We start from the raw sequence: 16,272 nt of genomic DNA, 5'->3' as shown, positions 1-16,272 counted from the left end.
CCCTCTCGGGCTTTCCTCCGGGCGCTTCCTTCGTTCTTGCGTTTCCGACTCTATCAGATCTTTCCGATCCGATTTCCTCGGTGCTTTCCGGTCCCGAATTTGTTTCCCGGGGCCTTCCGGCGTGTTCCGACTTTATCAGAAGTTCTGAGTCGGAGTTTCCCGCCTCCCGGTTTCCGTACCGGCGCACTGTGGCGCTCGGCGGTTCCCGTTCTGGCGGAGCCGTAAACGTACTGGAGCGGGGCGCCCCGATGCAAATCGAGGCGCCCCGCTCCCGGTGCGTGCCGGTCCGTCAGACCTCCACGACCACCGGGAGGATCATCGGCCGGCGGCGGTAGGTGTCGGACACCCACTTGCCGACCGTGCGCCGGATCAGCTGCTGGAGCTGGTGCGGCTCCATCACGCCGTCCTGGGCGGACTTGTTCAGGGCCTGGCCGACCTTCGGGAGGACCGCGTCGAACGCGGCGTCCTCGATGCCGGAGCCCCGGGCGTGGATATTCGGGCCACTGACGATCTTGCCGGTGGTGGAGTCCACCACGACGAAGACCGAGATGATGCCCTCCTCGCCGAGGATCCGGCGGTCCTTCAGGGAGGACTCGGTGACGTCGCCGACCGAGAGGCCGTCCACGTACACGTAGCCCGCCTGGACCTTGCCGGTGATGCGGGCGCGGCCGTCGACCAGGTCGACGACGACGCCGTCCTCGGCGATGACGATGTGGTCCTTGGGGACACCCGTCATCGCGCCGAGCTCGGCGTTGGCGCGCAGGTGGCGCCACTCGCCGTGGACCGGCATGAGGTTCTTCGGCTTGCAGATGTTGTAGAAGTACAGCAGCTCGCCGGCCGAGGCGTGGCCCGAGACGTGGACCTTGGCGTTGCCCTTGTGGACGACGTTGGCGCCCCAGCGGGTCAGGCCGTTGATCACGCGGTAGACCGCGTTCTCGTTGCCCGGGATGAGGGACGAGGCCAGGATGACCGTGTCGCCGGGGACGATCCGGATCTGGTGGTCGCGGTTGGCCATCCGGGAGAGGGCGGCCATCGGCTCGCCCTGGGAGCCCGTGCAGACCAGCACGACCTCGTCGTCCGGGAGGTCGTCGAGGGTCTTGACGTCCACGACCAGGCCGGCGGGGACCTTCAGGTAGCCCAGGTCACGGGCGATGCCCATGTTGCGGACCATGGAGCGGCCGACGAAGGCGACCCTGCGGCCGTACTCGTGGGCGGCGTCCAGGATCTGCTGGATGCGGTGCACGTGGCTGGCGAAGCTGGCCACGATGATGCGCTTCTGGGCGTTGGCGAACACGTTGCGCAGGACGTTGGAGATGTCCCGCTCGTGCGCCGTGAAGCCCGGGACCTCGGCGTTCGTCGAGTCCGTGAGCAGGAGGTCGATGCCCTCCTCGCTCAGGCGCGCGAAGGCGTGCAGGTCCGTGAGGCGGTTGTCCAGCGGCAGCTGGTCCATCTTGAAGTCGCCGGTGTGGACGACCATGCCCGCGGGGGTGCGGATGGCGACGGCCAGCGCGTCGGGGATGGAGTGGTTGACGGCGATGAACTCGCAGTCGAAGGGGCCGAGCCGCTCGCGGTCGCCCTCGGCCACCTCAAGGGTGTACGGGCGGATCCGGTGCTCCTGGAGCTTGGCCTCGATGAGGGCCAGGGTCAGCTTGGAGCCGATGAGCGGGATGTCCTGCTTCATGCGGAGCAGGTACGGCACACCACCGATGTGGTCCTCGTGGCCGTGGGTCAGGACGATGCCCTCGATGTCGTCGAGGCGGTCCTGGATGGTGGTGAAGTCCGGCAGGATCAGGTCGACGCCCGGCTGCTCCTCTTCGGGGAAGAGGACGCCGCAGTCGACGATCAGCAGGCGGCCGTCGTACTCGAAGACCGTCATGTTCCGGCCGATCTCACCCAAGCCGCCGAGCGGGGTGACCCGCAGGCCGCCCTTGGGGAGCTTCGGCGGGGTGCCGAGTTCAGGATGCGGATGGCTCAAAGTCTCTCCTCACCACACGCGCCACGTGCCGGCTCGGGCACGTGGCGCGCATGACATTCGTGCACTTGCTGTGTGTTTTTTCAGTTACGTGTCTTCAGTTGTGAAGTCTGTTCTCAGATCTCTACCCCGCCGGCGGCGAGGTCCAGCCTGAGCTGTGCGGTCTCCTCGTCGCTCAGCTCCACGAGCGGGAGCCGCAGCGGGCCGGCCGGGAGGCCCTGGAGGGCGAGGGCGGCCTTGGTGGTCATGACGCCCTGGGTGCGGAACATGCCGGTGAAGACCGGGAGGAGCCGCTGGTGGATCTCGGTGGCCTTCTGGACGTCGCCGGCCAGGTGGGCCTCGAGGAGGGAGCGGAGCTCCGGGGTGACCACGTGGCCGACCACGGAGACGAAGCCGACGGCGCCCACGGAGAGCAGCGGCAGGTTCAGCATGTCGTCGCCGGAGTACCAGGCCAGGCCGCTGCGGGCGATGGCCCAGCTGGCCCGGCCGAGGTCGCCCTTGGCGTCCTTGTTGGCGACGATGCGGGGGTGCTCGGCGAGCCGGACGAGCGTCTCGGTGTCGATCGGGACGCCGCTGCGGCCGGGGATGTCGTAGAGCATCACCGGGAGCTCGGTGGCATCGGCGATGGCCGAGAAGTGCCGGTACAGGCCCTCCTGAGGGGGCTTGTTGTAGTACGGCGTGACGGCGAGCAGGCCGTGCGCGCCGTCGCGCTCGGCGGCGCGGGCGAGCTCCAGGGTGTGGTGGGTGTCGTTGGTGCCGATGCCGGCGACGACGTGGGCGCGGTCGCCCACCGCCTCCAGTACGGCCCGTACGAGCTGCGATTTCTCCGCGTCGGTGGTGGTGGGGGACTCGCCGGTGGTGCCGTTGACGACCAGGCCGTCGTTGCCTGCGTCCACGAGGTGGGAGGCGAGTCGCTGGGCGCCGTCGAGGTCGAGTGCGCCGTCCGCCGTGAAGGGCGTGACCATGGCGGTGAGGACCCGCCCGAAGGGGGTCTGCGGAGTGGAGATCGGAGCCATGGGTAACACGCTACTCGCTGCTCAGCGCCGGGTGCCCCCTAGGGGGACGTGAGAAAGGGAGCCCGGCACTGCCTGCTCGGGGGTTCAAGCAGTGCCGGGTCCGTTTGATCAGCCTAGATGAACTTCGTGAAACGTCGCAATACGGACACTTCGCGGGAGAAGTTCGTACTTATGTGCTCTACGGGGCCACACGGCCGTTCTTGTTGAAGGCGGCGTGGGTCAGCGGCATGAGCCGCGCCCAGTGCTCCTCCATCTTCTCGCCCACCATCTCGATCTCCCGCTGCGGGAAGGAGGGGACCGCGGCGAGCTCGTGCTGGGTGCGCAGCCCGAGGAAGTGCATGAGGGAGCGCGCGTTGCAGGTGGCGTACATCGAGGAGAACAGGCCGACCGGGAGGACCGAACGGGCGACCTCGCGGGCCACGCCCGCCGCCAGCATCTCCTGGTAGGCGGCGTACGCCTGGCGGTACGAGTCCTCCATGGCGCGCCCGGCGAGCTCGTGCTGGGCCTCGGAGCCCTCGACGAAGACGTACTTGCCCGGGCGGCCCTCCTGGACCAGCTTGCGGGAGGTGTCGGGGACGTAGAAGACCGGCTCCAGCTCCCTGTAGCGGCCCGACTCCTCGTTGTACGACCAGCCCACCCGGTGCCGCATGAACTCGCGGAAGACGAAGATCGGGGCGCTGATGAAGAAGGTCATCGAGTTGTGCTCGAAGGGGCTGCCGTGACGGTCCCGCATCAGGTAGTTGATCAGGCCCTTGGAGCGCTCGGGGTCCTTCTGGAGCTCTTCGAGGGACTGCTCGCCCGCCGTGGACACCCGCGCCGCCCAGAGCACGTCCGAGTCGCCGGCCGCGCTCTTGACCAGGTCGACGGTGACGTCGCTCCGGAAGTCGATCTTCTGGTTCTCGGTGGGGCTGTCGGTCACCGGCGGTCCTTCCAGTCGGGGCGTTGCAGTCGTCCACTGTAGTCCCGTGGAGACGCCTCCTCCTCAAGGAGGAGATTCGGCCGCTTTGATGAAAAACGGCACCAAACCCTCGATTCGCTCGTCTGTACCTGTGACAGACGTCATCACCACCGAATCCGAGGAGAGTGACCCTGATGTTGCGCCGGCGAGAGGCCGTCCCGTTCGCGTTCGTCGCGGAGTCCGACCGCTTCCGCAGTAACGTCACTCCGCCGCCGCGCGAGCGCCTCACCCCGTCGCAGGTGCTGGGCCGTACGCTGATCGGGCTGACGGTGGTGGCGGGCCTCGTCGGGTCGCTCGTCTTCGGGATGCCCTCCCTGCAGTCCGGGAGCACGGGCTCCCATCAGCAGCAGTCCGAGGCTTCCGACGGACGCTGAGGTAGCCTCACCGGGCACAGCCCACCGAACGTGCTTGTGAGTGAGGACCTGTCGTGCCCCTGCCCTTCCTGACGGCCGACCGTGCATTCGACGCGAACGACGACATCGCGCTGCCTTTCGACGACCACGATCAGTGGCGTCGCCCGTACCGGCCCGGACCGTGGCGGGTCGGCATGGCGGCGCTCGCCCTGCTGCTCGCCTCGTTCGTGCTGCTGGCGGCCGTCATCATCGCCGCCGCCGGAGCGCTCGGCGGTGCCGGGTTCACCTTCGGCGTCGCCGTGCTGATCATCGCCGCCGCCCTGCGCCTGCTGCGCATGGGCGTGTGGGTGAGCCGGGCCGGGGTGCGCCGGACCGGCTTCCTCCGCACCCGGACCGTGCCGTGGCCGAAGGTCTCCGCGGTGCGCACGGCCCAGCAGCCGGTGCGCTGGCTGGGACTCCCCCGCACCGTCCAGGGCCAGGCCCTCATGCTCGTACGCCATGGCGGCGAGCAGACGCAGCTGCTCACCGACCACAACTCGGACTTCCTCTCCCGCGTCGAGGCGTTCGACCGGGCCGCCGACACGGTCGAGGCGTGGAACGCGGAGTACGCGGGGGCAGCCGCCCGCTAGGGGCGGCGGCTCAGGCCGCTTCGCGCAGGGTGATCGCCCGCTGCATCGCCTGGCGGGCGCGCGGGGTGTCGCGGGCGTCGTGGTACGCCACGGCCAGCCGGAACCAGCAGCGCCAGTCGTCCGGCGAGTCCTCCGTCTCGGCCTTGCGCCGGGCGAAGACCTCGTCGGCCGAGTCACGGTCGATCCGGCCGCCCTCGGTGCGCTTCAGCTCGTCGACGGGCAGCCCGCCCTCGGCCTCCAGCTCCGCGGCCAGCCGGTTGGCCCGGCGCGCGAAGCGGGTGTTCTTCCACAGGAACCAGGCGCCGACCAGCGGGAGCAGGAACGCCACGGCGCCCATGCCCATCGCGGCCGGCTCGCCCGTCAGCAGGAGCAGGACGCCCTCCATGCCGACCACGCCGAAGACGAGGACGAGGACGGTGGCGAGGAAGACGTACGTGATCTTTCCGCCCATGACCTCAGCCCAGGTCCAGGAAGTGTTCCAGGCCGAACGTGAGGCCCGGGGTGCCCCCCACGCGGCGGGCGCCCAGCAGGATGCCCGGCATGAAGCTGGAGTGGTGCAGCGAGTCGTGGCGGACCGTCAGGGTCTCGCCCTCGCCGCCCAGCAGCACCTCCTGGTGGGCCAGCAGGCCCGCCAGGCGGACCGCGTGCACCCGGACGCCGTCGACGTCGGCGCCGCGCGCGCCCTCCAGGCCGGTCTCGGTGGCGTCCGGCTGGGCGCCCAGGCCGGCCTCGGCGCGGGCCTTGGCGATGAGCTGGGCGGTGCGGGTGGCGGTGCCGGAGGGGGCGTCCACCTTGTGCGGGTGGTGCAGCTCGACGACCTCGACCGACTCGAAGTACGGCGCCGCGATCTGCGCGAACTTCATGGTGAGGACCGCGCCGATGGAGAAGTTCGGGGCGATCAGGACGCCGGTCTCCGGGGAGGCGGCGAGCCAGGCGTCCAGCCGCGCGAGGCGGTCCTCGGTCCAGCCGGTGGTGCCGACGACCGCGTGGATGCCGTGGCCCACGCAGAACTCGAGGTTCTCCATGACCGAGGCTGGTGTGGTCAGCTCGACCACGACCTGGGCGTCCGCCTCGACCAGGGTCTCCAGCTTGTCGCCGCGGCCGAGGGCCGCGACCAGTTCCATGTCCTCGGCGGCCCGGACGGCCTTGACCGCCTCGGAGCCGATGCGGCCCTGGGCTCCGAGGACCGCCACACGCAGCTTGCTCATTGCTCTGGTTCCTTTGGGTGACGAGGGAAAGGCGGGTCAGACGACCGCTTGGTGGAGGCGGTCGGCCTGCTTGTCCTTCAGCGGGCCGATCACCGCGAGCGAGGGCCGCCGCTCCAGTACATCGCGGGCCACTTCCCGTACGTCGTCCGGGGTGACGGCAGCTATCCGGGTCAGCATGTCGTCGACCGACATCTGGGTGCCCCAGCACAGCTCGCTCTTGCCGATGCGGTTCATCAGCGCCCCGGTGTCCTCCAGGCCGAGCACGGTCGAACCGGAGAGCTGCCCGATGGCGCGGGCGATCTCGTCGTCGGTGAGCCCGTCGGCGGCGACCTTGTCGAGCTCGTCCCGGCAGATCCGCAGCACGTCGTGGACCTGGCTGGGGCGGCAGCCCGCGTAGACCCCGAAGAGGCCGCAGTCGGCGAAGCCGGAGGTGTACGAGTAGACGCTGTACGCCAGGCCGCGCTTCTCCCGGACCTCCTGGAAGAGGCGGGAGGACATGCCGCCGCCGAGGGCCGTGTTCAGCACGCCGAGCGCCCAGCGGCGCTCGTCGGTGCGGGCCAGGCCCGGCATGCCGAGGACCACGTGGGCCTGCTCGGTCCTGCGGCCGAGCAGCTCGACCTTGCCCGCGGTGCGCAGGGTGCGGTGCCCGTCGCGCGGGGCGATCGGGACGGCGTCGGTACGGGTGAGGGCGCCGGCCTTCTCGAAGGCGTGGCGGACCTGGCGTACCACCGTGGCGTGGTCGACGTTGCCCGCGGCGGCGACGACCAGGTGGGTCGGGTCGTAGTGCTTCTTGTAGAAGCGGGCGACCTGGTCCCGGGTGAGCGCGTTGATCGTGTCGACGGTGCCGAGGACCGGGCGGCCCAGCGGGGTGTCGCCGAACATGGTCTGCGCGAACAGGTCGTGCACCATGTCGCCTGGGTCGTCCTCGGTCATCGCGATCTCTTCGAGGATCACGCCGCGTTCGGCGTCCACGTCGGAGTCGAGGATGAGCGAGCCCGTGAGCATGTCGCAGACGACGTCGATCGCCAGCGGCAGGTCGGTGTCGAGGACCCGGGCGTAGTAGCAGGTGTACTCCTTCGCCGTGAAGGCGTTCATCTCGCCGCCGACCGCGTCGATCGAGGCCGAGATGTCGAGGGCGGACCGGCTGCCGGTGCCCTTGAAGAGGAGGTGCTCCAGGTAGTGGGTGGCACCGTTCAGCGTGGGGGTCTCGTCGCGGGAGCCGACGTGGGCCCAGATGCCGAAGGTGGCGGAGCGCACCGAGGGAAGGGTCTCGGTGACGATCCTGAGGCCGCCGGGGAGGGTGGTGCGCCGGACGGTGCCGATGCCGTCCCTGCCCGGGAGAAGCGTTTGGGTACGGGCGACGGCCCGCCCCTCCGAAGAGGGGCGGGCCGTCGCGCGGGAACTACGGGACGTCACTTGGCAGCGTCGTCCTTGTCGCCCTCGGCGCCGTCCTCGTCCGCGAGGACGGGGATCAGGGAGAGCTTGCCGCGCTGGTCGATCTCGGCGATCTCGACCTGGACCTTGGAGCCGATCGCCAGCACGTCCTCGACGTTCTCCACGCGCTTGCCACCGGCGAGCTTGCGGATCTGCGAGATGTGCAGGAGGCCGTCCTTGCCCGGGAGCAGGGAGACGAAGGCACCGAAGGTGGTGGTCTTGACGACCGTACCCAGGTAGCGCTCGCCGACCTCCGGCATGGTCGGGTTGGCGATGCCGTTGATCGTGGCGCGGGCGGCCTCGGCCTGCGAGCCCTGCTGGGCACCGATGTAGATGGTGCCGTCGTCCTCGATCGTGATCTCGGCGCCGGTGTCTTCCTGGATCTGGTTGATCATCTTGCCCTTGGGGCCGATGACCTCACCGATCTTGTCCACCGGGATCTTGACGGTGATGATGCGCGGCGCGTTCGGGGACATCTCGTCCGGAACGTCGATCGCCTCGTTCATCACGTCGAGGATGTGCAGACGCGCGTCGCGGGCCTGCTTCAGCGCGGCGGCCAGGACCGAGGCGGGGATGCCGTCGAGCTTGGTGTCGAGCTGGAGCGCGGTCACGAACTGCTTGGTGCCGGCGACCTTGAAGTCCATGTCGCCGAAGGCGTCCTCCGCACCGAGGATGTCGGTGAGGGCGACGTAGTGCGTCTGGCCGTCGATCTCCTCGGAGATCAGGCCCATGGCGATGCCGGCGACGGCGGCCTTGAGGGGCACACCGGCGTTCAGCAGCGACATGGTGGAGGCGCAGACCGAGCCCATCGACGTCGAACCGTTGGAGCCGAGGGCCTCGGACACCTGGCGGATCGCGTAGGGGAACTCCTCGCGGGTCGGCAGCACCGGCACGATGGCGCGCTCGGCGAGCGCGCCATGGCCGATCTCGCGGCGCTTGGGCGAGCCCACGCGGCCGGTCTCGCCGACGGAGTACGGCGGGAAGTTGTAGTTGTGCATGTAGCGCTTGCGGGTCACCGGGGAGAGGGTGTCCAGCTGCTGCTCCATGCGGAGCATGTTGAGGGTGGTGACACCGAGGATCTGGGTCTCGCCACGCTCGAACAGCGCCGAGCCGTGCACGCGCGGGATGGCCTCGACCTCGGCCGCGAGCGTACGGATGTCGGTCAGGCCACGGCCGTCGATGCGGACCTTGTCCTTGATGACGCGCTCGCGGACCAGCTTCTTGGTGAGCGCGCGGTAGGCGCCGCCGATCTCCTTCTCGCGGCCCTCGAAGGCCGGGAGGAGCTTCTCGGCCGCGATCTCCTTGATGCGGTCGAGCTCGGCCTCGCGCTCCTGCTTGCCCGCGATGGTGAGCGCCTTGGTCAGTTCGCCCTTGACGGCGGCGGTCAGCGCCTCCAGGACGTCGTCCTGGTAGTCGAGGAAGACCGGGAACTCGCCGGTGGGCTTGGCGGCCTTGGCGGCGAGGTCCGACTGGGCCTTGCAGAGGACCTTGATGAAGGGCTTCGCGGCCTCGAGACCGGCGGCGACGACCTCCTCGGTCGGCGCCTCGGCGCCGTCCTTGACGAGCTCGATGGTCTTCTCGGTGGCCTCGGCCTCGACCATCATGATCGCGACGTCGCCGTCCTCCAGGACGCGACCGGCGACGACCATGTCGAAGACGGCGTCCTCGAGCTCGGTGTGCGTCGGGAACGCGACCCACTGGCCCTTGATCAGGGCGACGCGGGTGGCGCCGATGGGGCCGGAGAAGGGCAGGCCCGCGAGGATCGTCGACGCGGAGGCGGCGTTGATCGCGACCACGTCGTACAGGTGCTCGGGGTTGAGCGCCATGATCGTCTCGACGATCTGGATCTCGTTGCGCAGGCCCTTCTTGAAGGAGGGGCGCAGCGGGCGGTCGATCAGGCGGCAGGTGAGGATCGCGTCCTCGGAGGGCCGGCCCTCACGGCGGAAGAACGAGCCGGGGATCTTGCCGGCCGCGTACTGCCGCTCCTCGACGTCCACCGTCAGGGGGAAGAAGTCGAGCTGGTCCTTGGGGCGCTTCGAGGCGGTGGTCGCCGAGAGGACCATCGTGTCGTCGTCCAGGTAGGCGACGGCGGAGCCGGCGGCCTGCTTGGCCAGACGGCCGGTCTCGAAGCGGATGGTGCGGGTGCCGAAGGTGCCGTTGTCGATGACGGCCTCGGCGTAGTGGGTCTCGTTCTCCACTAGCGGTTTCTCCTACGTGTTCGTCTTTGCGTCCATCGGCCCGTGTGGCCGGGGACGGTGTCGACGGAGGCGGAGAGGCGTGCTGGGTGCGGGCCGGTCTTCGATCGAAGCTCCCGGGATCTCTTGCCCGGGGGCCACTACCGAGGACCGGCGGCGTCGCAGGCGGCTCCCCGCTCTTCGTCTGTGCTGTTGTGCGTGCGGTTGTGGCACCAGCCTACGGTCCGCCGTGCACCTTTCGCACGTACAGCAAAGGGAGCGGCCCCCTGAATGTGGGAACCGCTCCCTTCACGGCGTCTTACTTGGCGCCGCCGGCCGCACCGCGGCGGATGCCGAGGCGGTCGACCAGCGTACGGAAGCGCTGGATGTCCTTCTTGGCCAGGTACTGCAGCAGGCGGCGGCGCTGGCCGACCAGGATCAGCAGGCCACGACGGGAGTGGTGGTCGTGCTTGTGGGTCTTGAGGTGCTCGGTCAGGTCCGAGATGCGGCGGGACAGCATCGCGACCTGGACCTCGGGGGAGCCGGTGTCGCCCTCCTTGGTGCCGAACTCGGCCATGATCTGCTTCTTGACAGCGGCGTCGAGAGCCACGCGGATCTCCTCTTGGTGTTCGTGCGCCCACGAGTGCCCCTGGTCTGGATCTCAGGGGAATCTTCCGTGACTCGCGGGCGAAGGTCCGATGAGCGCTGCTCCCCGAGCCCTGAGAAGGGTGTTTCCGGGAGCGCGTACACAAACGGCCGTCACACAGCGTACCAGGTCGCCGGTGAGGGCCGTTCGGGTGATCCCGGGCGGGAGGCCGGGGCGGGGGCTAGCTCGTCATCGAGCGGGCCGCCATGAACACGTCGAGTACGGCGAGGCAGAGCGGGACCAGGGAGAGCAGGACGAAGCCCTCGGTGAGGTCGAGCAGCCGGCCCCAGAAGGGCGAGAGGCCCTTGCGCGGGATGATCAGGCCGATGGCGGTGACCAGGGCGGCACCGGCCGCGACGGCCGCGGTGAGCCAGATCGTACGGACGTCGAGGCCGCCGCGGTCCCCGTAGAGCACGAGGTCCTTCACCAGGTCAGCCGGCGGGTTCAGGGAGAGCCCGAGGATCAGCAGCGCGATCGCGGCGAGGCCGGCCACCAGCACGCAGGCGACCTGCGAGGTGTAGCGGAAGAGGCGGGCGCGCAGCAGCATCGCGAGGCCGGCGGCGAGGGCGAGGAGCTGGCCCCAGACGTTGCCGGTGAAGCCGAGGACCGCGGCGGAGCCCACGACGACGGCCGCGCAGCCGCCGACGAGGCCGAGCAGCATCTCGTGGCCGCGGCGGGCCTGGAGCGCGATCCGCTCCCCGTCCACGGGCTGGGCCTCGTGCTGGGCCCCCTGCCGGGGGTCGGGCAGGAACTCGTCCTCGGCGGCGCTGCGCGGGGCGGCGTAGCCGATGGGGAGCCGGGCGAAGCGGGCCGAGAGGCCGGGCAGGAAGGCGACCAGGCCGATGGCGACGGGGACGCAGACGGCGGCGGTGCCGGTGGCGGACGCCTCGGTGAGGATCGCCAGGAAGGTGGCGAGGGTGCCGACGGTGGCCAGGAAGGTGGCGGCGACGAAGGGGGCGTCGCCGCTCGGGGTGAGCGCGACGAGCGCGACGGAGGCGACCAGGACGGTGACGCAGCCGAGCAGGAACTGGAGCCGGCCGGGGCCCTGACCCGCGTCGGGGGCGATGATGCCGGAGCCGGCGATGAGCAGCAGCGGCAGCGCGCCGAGGCCGAGCGCGACGGCGGTGGCGCGGTCCCCGTAGACCCGGGCGCGGACACCGGCGAAGGCGGTGAGCAGCACGCCGACGGCGCCGGCGATGACGCCGGGCAGGCTGTGCATGTCGTGCCGGAGGGGGTCGGCGTACCAGAGGACGAAGCCCATGAGGACGAGGAGGAGGACGCCGCCGGCGAGTCCGGCGCCGCGCAGCAGCTCGTCGCTCCACAGGTGCCGGTCGCGGGTGACGGCGGAGGCGACGGCGTCGGAGACGTCGTCGAAGACGGCCGGGGGCAGGGACTGGGCGAAGGGGCGCAGCGAGAGGACCTCGCCGTCGAGGACCTGCTGGGCGGCGAGGGTGCGGGCGCCGTCGAGGACGGAGCCGTCGCGGCGGACCAGGTGGTAGCCGGTGGGGGCGCCGGCCGGCTGGGTCTGCCCGGTGAGCCGGAGGATCTCCGGGTGGACGTCGGCGACGGCGATGTCCTCGGGGAGCGCGACGTCGATGCGGCTGTCCGGCGCGACGACGGTGACGCGGCAGAAGCCGGTCGCTGCGGTCGTACTCACGTGTCTGGTCCCCCTGATTCGCGGTTGCGCACAGTGCGGCGCCACCCTACCGGGGTCCCCCTCGGGTGGCTGCAAGTAGGATCCTGCACTCACGGGGGAGTCCGCACGGAACACAGCCGACGGGGGCGCGGGTGCGGCAGCTTCCTCACGAGCCCGCCCGTAACGAGGGATTGATGCGCCGGTGAGCCAGATCGTCGTCAAACGCCCGCCGAGGTCGCTTCCGCCGGAAGTCCCCGGCGAGGAACTGGTCCTGGAGTCTCCGCCGGAACTTCCGCGCGGGCAGCAGGAGTCCGCGCTGATGCAGCTCCTGCCGATGCTGGGCATGGGCTCGTCGGTCGTCTTCTTCTTCATGACACCTTCGCCGATCATGCGGATCATGGGCGTCCTGATGCTGGCGTCGACGGTCGCGATGGCGATCGCACAGTTCGTGAGATTCCGTCGCGGTACGCAGGGGCAAATGGCCGATGTGCGGCGGGACTACCTCAAATACCTCGCGCAGACCCGGCGTACGGTGCGGCGGACGGCACGCCGTCAGCGGGACGCGCAGCTCTATCTGCACCCGGCGCCCGAGCAGTTGTGGTCGGTGGTCGCGGAGGGCTCGCGGCTGTGGGAGCGGCGGGTCGGCGACCACGACTTCGCGCAGGCGCGGATCGGGCTCGGCGCGCAGCAGCTGGCCACTCCCCTGGTGGCGCCGGACACCGCGCCGGTGGACGAGCTGGAGCCGCTGTGCGCGGGCGCGATGCAGCAGTTCCTGGCGGTGCACGGCACCTTGGACGGGCTGCCGATGGCGGTGTCGATGCGGGCGTTCTACCACGTGACGGTCTCCGGTGATCCGGAGTCGGCGCGGTCCGCCGCGCGCGGTCTGGTGGCGCAGCTGGTGACCCTGCACTCCCCCGACGACCTGATGCTGGCGGTGGTCGCGGCGCGCGGGGCGCAGGAGCGGTGGGACTGGACGAAGTGGCTGCCGCACACGCAGGTGCCGGGGACCCTCGACGGGGCGGGCACCAAGCGCCTGTTCGGCGACGACCTGGGCGAGCTGGAGCAGCTGGTGCGCTCGCGGCTGGACGGGCGACCCCGGTTCAGCCGGGAGAACCAGCCGGTGCTGGACCAGCCGCACGTGGTGGTGGTGCTCGACGGCGGGATGGTGCCGCCGGACTCGCTGTTCGCGGCGGCCGAGGGGCTGCAGGGCGTGACCATCGTGGAGGTGGTCTCCGGGGAGCTGGACGAGCCGCGCGGCGGCCTGTCGGTGGTGGTGCACCCGGGGCGGCTGCGGCTGGAGTCGGGCGGCGGCTTCGCGTACGAGGGGCTGCCGGACGTGATGTCGCTGCCGGCGGCGGAGGCGCTGGCCCGGCAGCTCGCGCCGCTGCGGATGGGCGGCGGGGACGACGACGAGCCGCTGCTGGCCAACCTGGACTTCACGGATCTGCTGAACCTGGGCGACGCGGGCTCGGTGGACGTGGCCCGGACCTGGCGGCCCCGGTCGGTCGCGGAGCGGCTGCGGGTGCCGATCGGCGTCGGCGAGGACGGGCAGCCGGTGATGCTGGACCTGAAGGAGGCCGCGCAGGAGGGCATGGGCCCGCACGGGCTGTGCGTGGGCGCGACGGGTTCGGGCAAGTCGGAGCTGCTGCGCACGCTGGTGCTGGGCCTGGCGGTGACGCACTCGTCGGAGACGCTGAACTTCGTCCTCGCGGACTTCAAGGGCGGCGCGACCTTCGCGGGCATGTCGCAGATGCCGCACGTGGCGGCGGTCATCACCAACCTGTCGGACGACCTGACGCTGGTCGACCGGATGGGCGACGCGATCCGCGGCGAGCTGCAGCGGCGGCAGGAGCTGCTGCGGTCGGCGGGCAACTACGCGAACATCCACGACTACGAGAAGGCGCGGGCGGCGGGTGCTCCGCTGGAGCCGCTGGCCTCGCTGGTCCTGGTGATCGACGAGTTCTCCGAACTCCTCACGGCCAAGCCGGACTTCATCGACATGTTCATCCAGATCGGCCGGATCGGCCGCTCGCTGGGCGTGCATCTGCTGCTGGCCTCGCAGCGCCTGGAGGAGGGCCGGCTGCGCGGTCTGGACACGTACCTCTCGTACCGGATCGGTCTGCGGACCTTCTCGGCGGCGGAGTCGCGGACGGCGATCGGCGTGCCGGACGCCTACCACCTGCCCTCGGTGCCGGGTTCGGGCTATCTGAAGTTCGGCACGGACGAGATGACCCGCTTCAAGGCGGCGTACGTGTCGGGGACGTACCGCACGGGCGGGCCGCGGCTGGAGGCCGGGCAGCTGCCGGTCGAGCGGCTGCCCGCGCTGTTCACGGCCGCGCCGGTGCCGGTGGTGTACGCGGCGCCCGACCCGGCGTATCTGGCGGCGCGGCGGGCGGAGGAGGACGACGCGCTCGCGGACACCGTCCTCGACGTGATCGTGCGGCGCCTGGAGGGGCAGGGGGTGCCGGCGCACCAGGTGTGGCTGCCGCCGCTGGACCAGGCGCCGACGCTGGACCAGCTGCTGCCGGGTCTCGCGCAGACGGCGGAGCGGGGGCTGACGGCGACGGAGTACACCCGTCCCGGCGGGCTGACCGTGCCGCTCGGCCTGATCGACAAGCCCTTCGAGCAGCGGCGCGAGGTGCTGTACCGGGACTTCTCGGGCGCGGCGGGCCACATGATGGTGGTCGGCGGCCCGCAGTCGGGCAAGTCGACGCTGATGCGGGCGCTGGTCTCGTCGTTCGCGCTCACCCACACACCGGCCGAGGTGCAGTTCTACTGCCTGGACTTCGGCGGCGGCGGCATGTCCTCGCTGGCCGGGCTGCCGCACGTCGGCGGGGTGGCCTCGCGGCTGGACCCGGAGCGGGTGCGGCGGACGGTCGCCGAGGTGATGGGGGTGCTGAACCGGCGGGAGGAGTTCTTCCGCGCGAACGGCATCGACTCCATCGCGACCTACCGGCGCAAGCGCGCGGCGGGCGAGCTGCCGGGCGAGCTCTGGGGCGACGTGTTCCTGGTCGTCGACGGCTGGGGCGGCTTCCGCAACGACTACGACATGCTGGAGCCGGTCGTCTCGGACATCGCGGCGCGCGGCCTGGGCTACGGCATCCACGTGGTGATCACCGCGGCCCGGTACATGGAGGTGCGGGCGGCGCTGAAGGACCAGATGCTGGGGCGGCTCGAACTGCGGCTCGGCGACGTCATGGACTCGGAGTTCGACCGCAAGGTCGCGGCGAACGTGCCGCCGGGGGTGCCCGGGCGCGGTCAGGTGCCGGAGAAGCTGCACTTCATGGGGGCGCTGCCGCGGATCGACGGGTCGAGTTCGGCGGAGGACCTGTCGGAGGGGACGGCCGCGTTCGTGGAGGCCGTGCGGGCGGCCTGGGCGGGCGCCCCGGCGCCGGCGGTGCGGCTGCTGCCGCGCAAGCTGCCGGCGGAGCAGTTGCCGAAGGGCTTCGAGTATCCGCAGCACGGCATCGCGATCGGCATCGACGAGACCAATCTGGAGCCGGTGTTCGTCGACTTCGAGTCGGACCCGTTCTTCCTGGTCTTCGGCGAGAGCGAGTCGGGCAAGACGGCGCTGCTGCGGCTGATCGCCAAGCAGCTGTGCGAGCGGTACACCCCGGAGCAGGCGCGGATCGTGGTCGGCGACTACCGGCGCACGATGCTGGAGGCGGTGGCGCCCTCGCACCTGCTGGAGTACGCGCCGATGGCGTCGGCCATGCAGATGCACATGGACGCGATCAACACGGTGATGACCAAGCGCGCGCCGAAGCCGGACATCACGCCGCAGCAGCTGCGGGACCGGAGCTGGTGGACGGGTCCCCAGCTGTACGTGCTGATCGACGACTTCGAGCTGGTCGCGACGAACTCGGCCAATCCGCTCCAGGTCCTGGTGGAGAACCTGCCGTTCGCGCGGGACGTGGGCATCCGCTTCATCGTGGCCCGCAGCGCGGCCGGTGCCTCGCGGGCGATGTACGAGCCGTTCATGCAGCGCGCGAAGGAGCTCGGCGCGCAGGGCGTGATCCTCTCCGGCGACCCGGGCGAGGGCGACATCCTCGGCAACGTGCGCGCCCGGCCGATGCCTCCGGGCCGGGGCACCTTCGTCTCCCGCAAGCGCGGGACGCCGCTGGTGCAGCTGGGGTGGCTGCCGGACCGCTCCTAGCAGCTCCGACACCCGCCCCGGGACCGTTTCCCTTTACGGTCCCGGGGCGGGTGTCGTCGTCGATAGGCTGGGCCGCAGGCTCGTTTCACA

General features: G+C 70.7%; 12 protein-coding genes. 3 read left to right on the top strand and 9 right to left on the bottom strand.

Going from position 1 to position 16,272, the window contains the following annotated elements:
* Positions 1 to 289: 289 nt before the first annotated feature.
* The 3 genes from AB0C99_RS35640 to thyX all read right to left on the bottom strand — a co-directional run bounded on the left by AB0C99_RS35640 (position 290) and on the right by thyX (position 3,907).
* Complete coding sequence (locus AB0C99_RS35640) at positions 290 to 1,975, bottom strand: ribonuclease J (RefSeq protein ID WP_362483997.1); 1,686 nt, start codon at positions 1,973 to 1,975, stop codon at positions 290 to 292.
* Between the two features lie 113 nt (positions 1,976 to 2,088).
* Positions 2,089 to 2,988: a 4-hydroxy-tetrahydrodipicolinate synthase gene (gene dapA, locus AB0C99_RS35635; protein ID WP_362483995.1), complete on the bottom strand. Its 900-nt coding sequence runs from the start codon at positions 2,986 to 2,988 to the stop codon at positions 2,089 to 2,091.
* 178 nt (positions 2,989 to 3,166) lie between these two features.
* Positions 3,167 to 3,907: an FAD-dependent thymidylate synthase gene (gene thyX, locus AB0C99_RS35630; protein WP_362483993.1), complete on the bottom strand. Its 741-nt coding sequence runs from the start codon at positions 3,905 to 3,907 to the stop codon at positions 3,167 to 3,169.
* Positions 3,908 to 4,080: 173 nt separating this feature from the next.
* Between thyX and AB0C99_RS35625 the strand changes: the two genes are divergently transcribed.
* Positions 4,081 to 4,320, top strand: coding sequence for a hypothetical protein (locus AB0C99_RS35625; RefSeq protein ID WP_362483991.1), 240 nt, complete (start codon positions 4,081 to 4,083; stop codon positions 4,318 to 4,320).
* Positions 4,321 to 4,373: 53 nt separating this feature from the next.
* Positions 4,374 to 4,928 (top strand): hypothetical protein, encoded by a 555-nt coding sequence (locus AB0C99_RS35620; RefSeq protein WP_362483990.1) that lies wholly within the window; start codon positions 4,374 to 4,376, stop codon positions 4,926 to 4,928.
* Between the two features lie 10 nt (positions 4,929 to 4,938).
* Here AB0C99_RS35620 and AB0C99_RS35615 read toward each other — a convergent pair whose 3' ends face one another.
* The 6 genes from AB0C99_RS35615 to eccD form a co-directional block, all read right to left on the bottom strand.
* The gene (locus AB0C99_RS35615; RefSeq protein WP_351667458.1) at positions 4,939 to 5,379 is read right to left on the bottom strand and encodes a hypothetical protein; all 441 of its coding nucleotides are present in this window, start codon (positions 5,377 to 5,379) and stop codon (positions 4,939 to 4,941) included.
* Between the two features lie 4 nt (positions 5,380 to 5,383).
* Entirely contained in the window at positions 5,384 to 6,136 is a 753-nt protein-coding gene (gene dapB / locus AB0C99_RS35610) for a 4-hydroxy-tetrahydrodipicolinate reductase (protein WP_362483989.1), read from the bottom strand.
* Positions 6,137 to 6,172: 36 nt separating this feature from the next.
* Positions 6,173 to 7,552, bottom strand: a complete 1,380-nt coding sequence (locus AB0C99_RS35605) for a pitrilysin family protein (protein WP_362483987.1) — start codon at positions 7,550 to 7,552, stop codon at positions 6,173 to 6,175.
* The gene (locus AB0C99_RS35600) at positions 7,549 to 9,768 is read right to left on the bottom strand and encodes a polyribonucleotide nucleotidyltransferase (RefSeq protein ID WP_362483986.1); all 2,220 of its coding nucleotides are present in this window, start codon (positions 9,766 to 9,768) and stop codon (positions 7,549 to 7,551) included. The genes AB0C99_RS35605 and AB0C99_RS35600 overlap by 4 nt, the downstream gene beginning before the upstream one ends.
* 295 nt (positions 9,769 to 10,063) lie before the next feature.
* Entirely contained in the window at positions 10,064 to 10,354 is a 291-nt protein-coding gene (rpsO, locus tag AB0C99_RS35595) for a 30S ribosomal protein S15 (RefSeq protein WP_128976159.1), read from the bottom strand.
* A 217-nt stretch (positions 10,355 to 10,571) separates the two neighbouring features.
* Positions 10,572 to 12,047 carry a type VII secretion integral membrane protein EccD gene (gene eccD, locus AB0C99_RS35590; protein ID WP_362483984.1) on the bottom strand — a complete coding sequence of 492 codons (1,476 nt, stop codon included), beginning with the start codon at positions 12,045 to 12,047 and terminating at the stop codon, positions 10,572 to 10,574.
* Positions 12,048 to 12,228: 181 nt separating this feature from the next.
* On the opposite strand from eccD, the gene eccCa reads away from it, so the two are divergent.
* Entirely contained in the window at positions 12,229 to 16,182 is a 3,954-nt protein-coding gene (gene eccCa, locus AB0C99_RS35585; protein ID WP_362483982.1) for a type VII secretion protein EccCa, read from the top strand.
* Positions 16,183 to 16,272: the final 90 nt, after the last annotated feature.

This window comes from Streptomyces sp. NPDC048659, assembly GCF_040650575.1.
In the GTDB taxonomy this organism is placed as follows: Bacteria; Actinomycetota; Actinomycetes; order Streptomycetales; family Streptomycetaceae; genus Streptomyces.
Note: the sequence above shows the minus strand (reverse complement) of the source record. Positions and strands in the feature narration are given on the sequence as shown.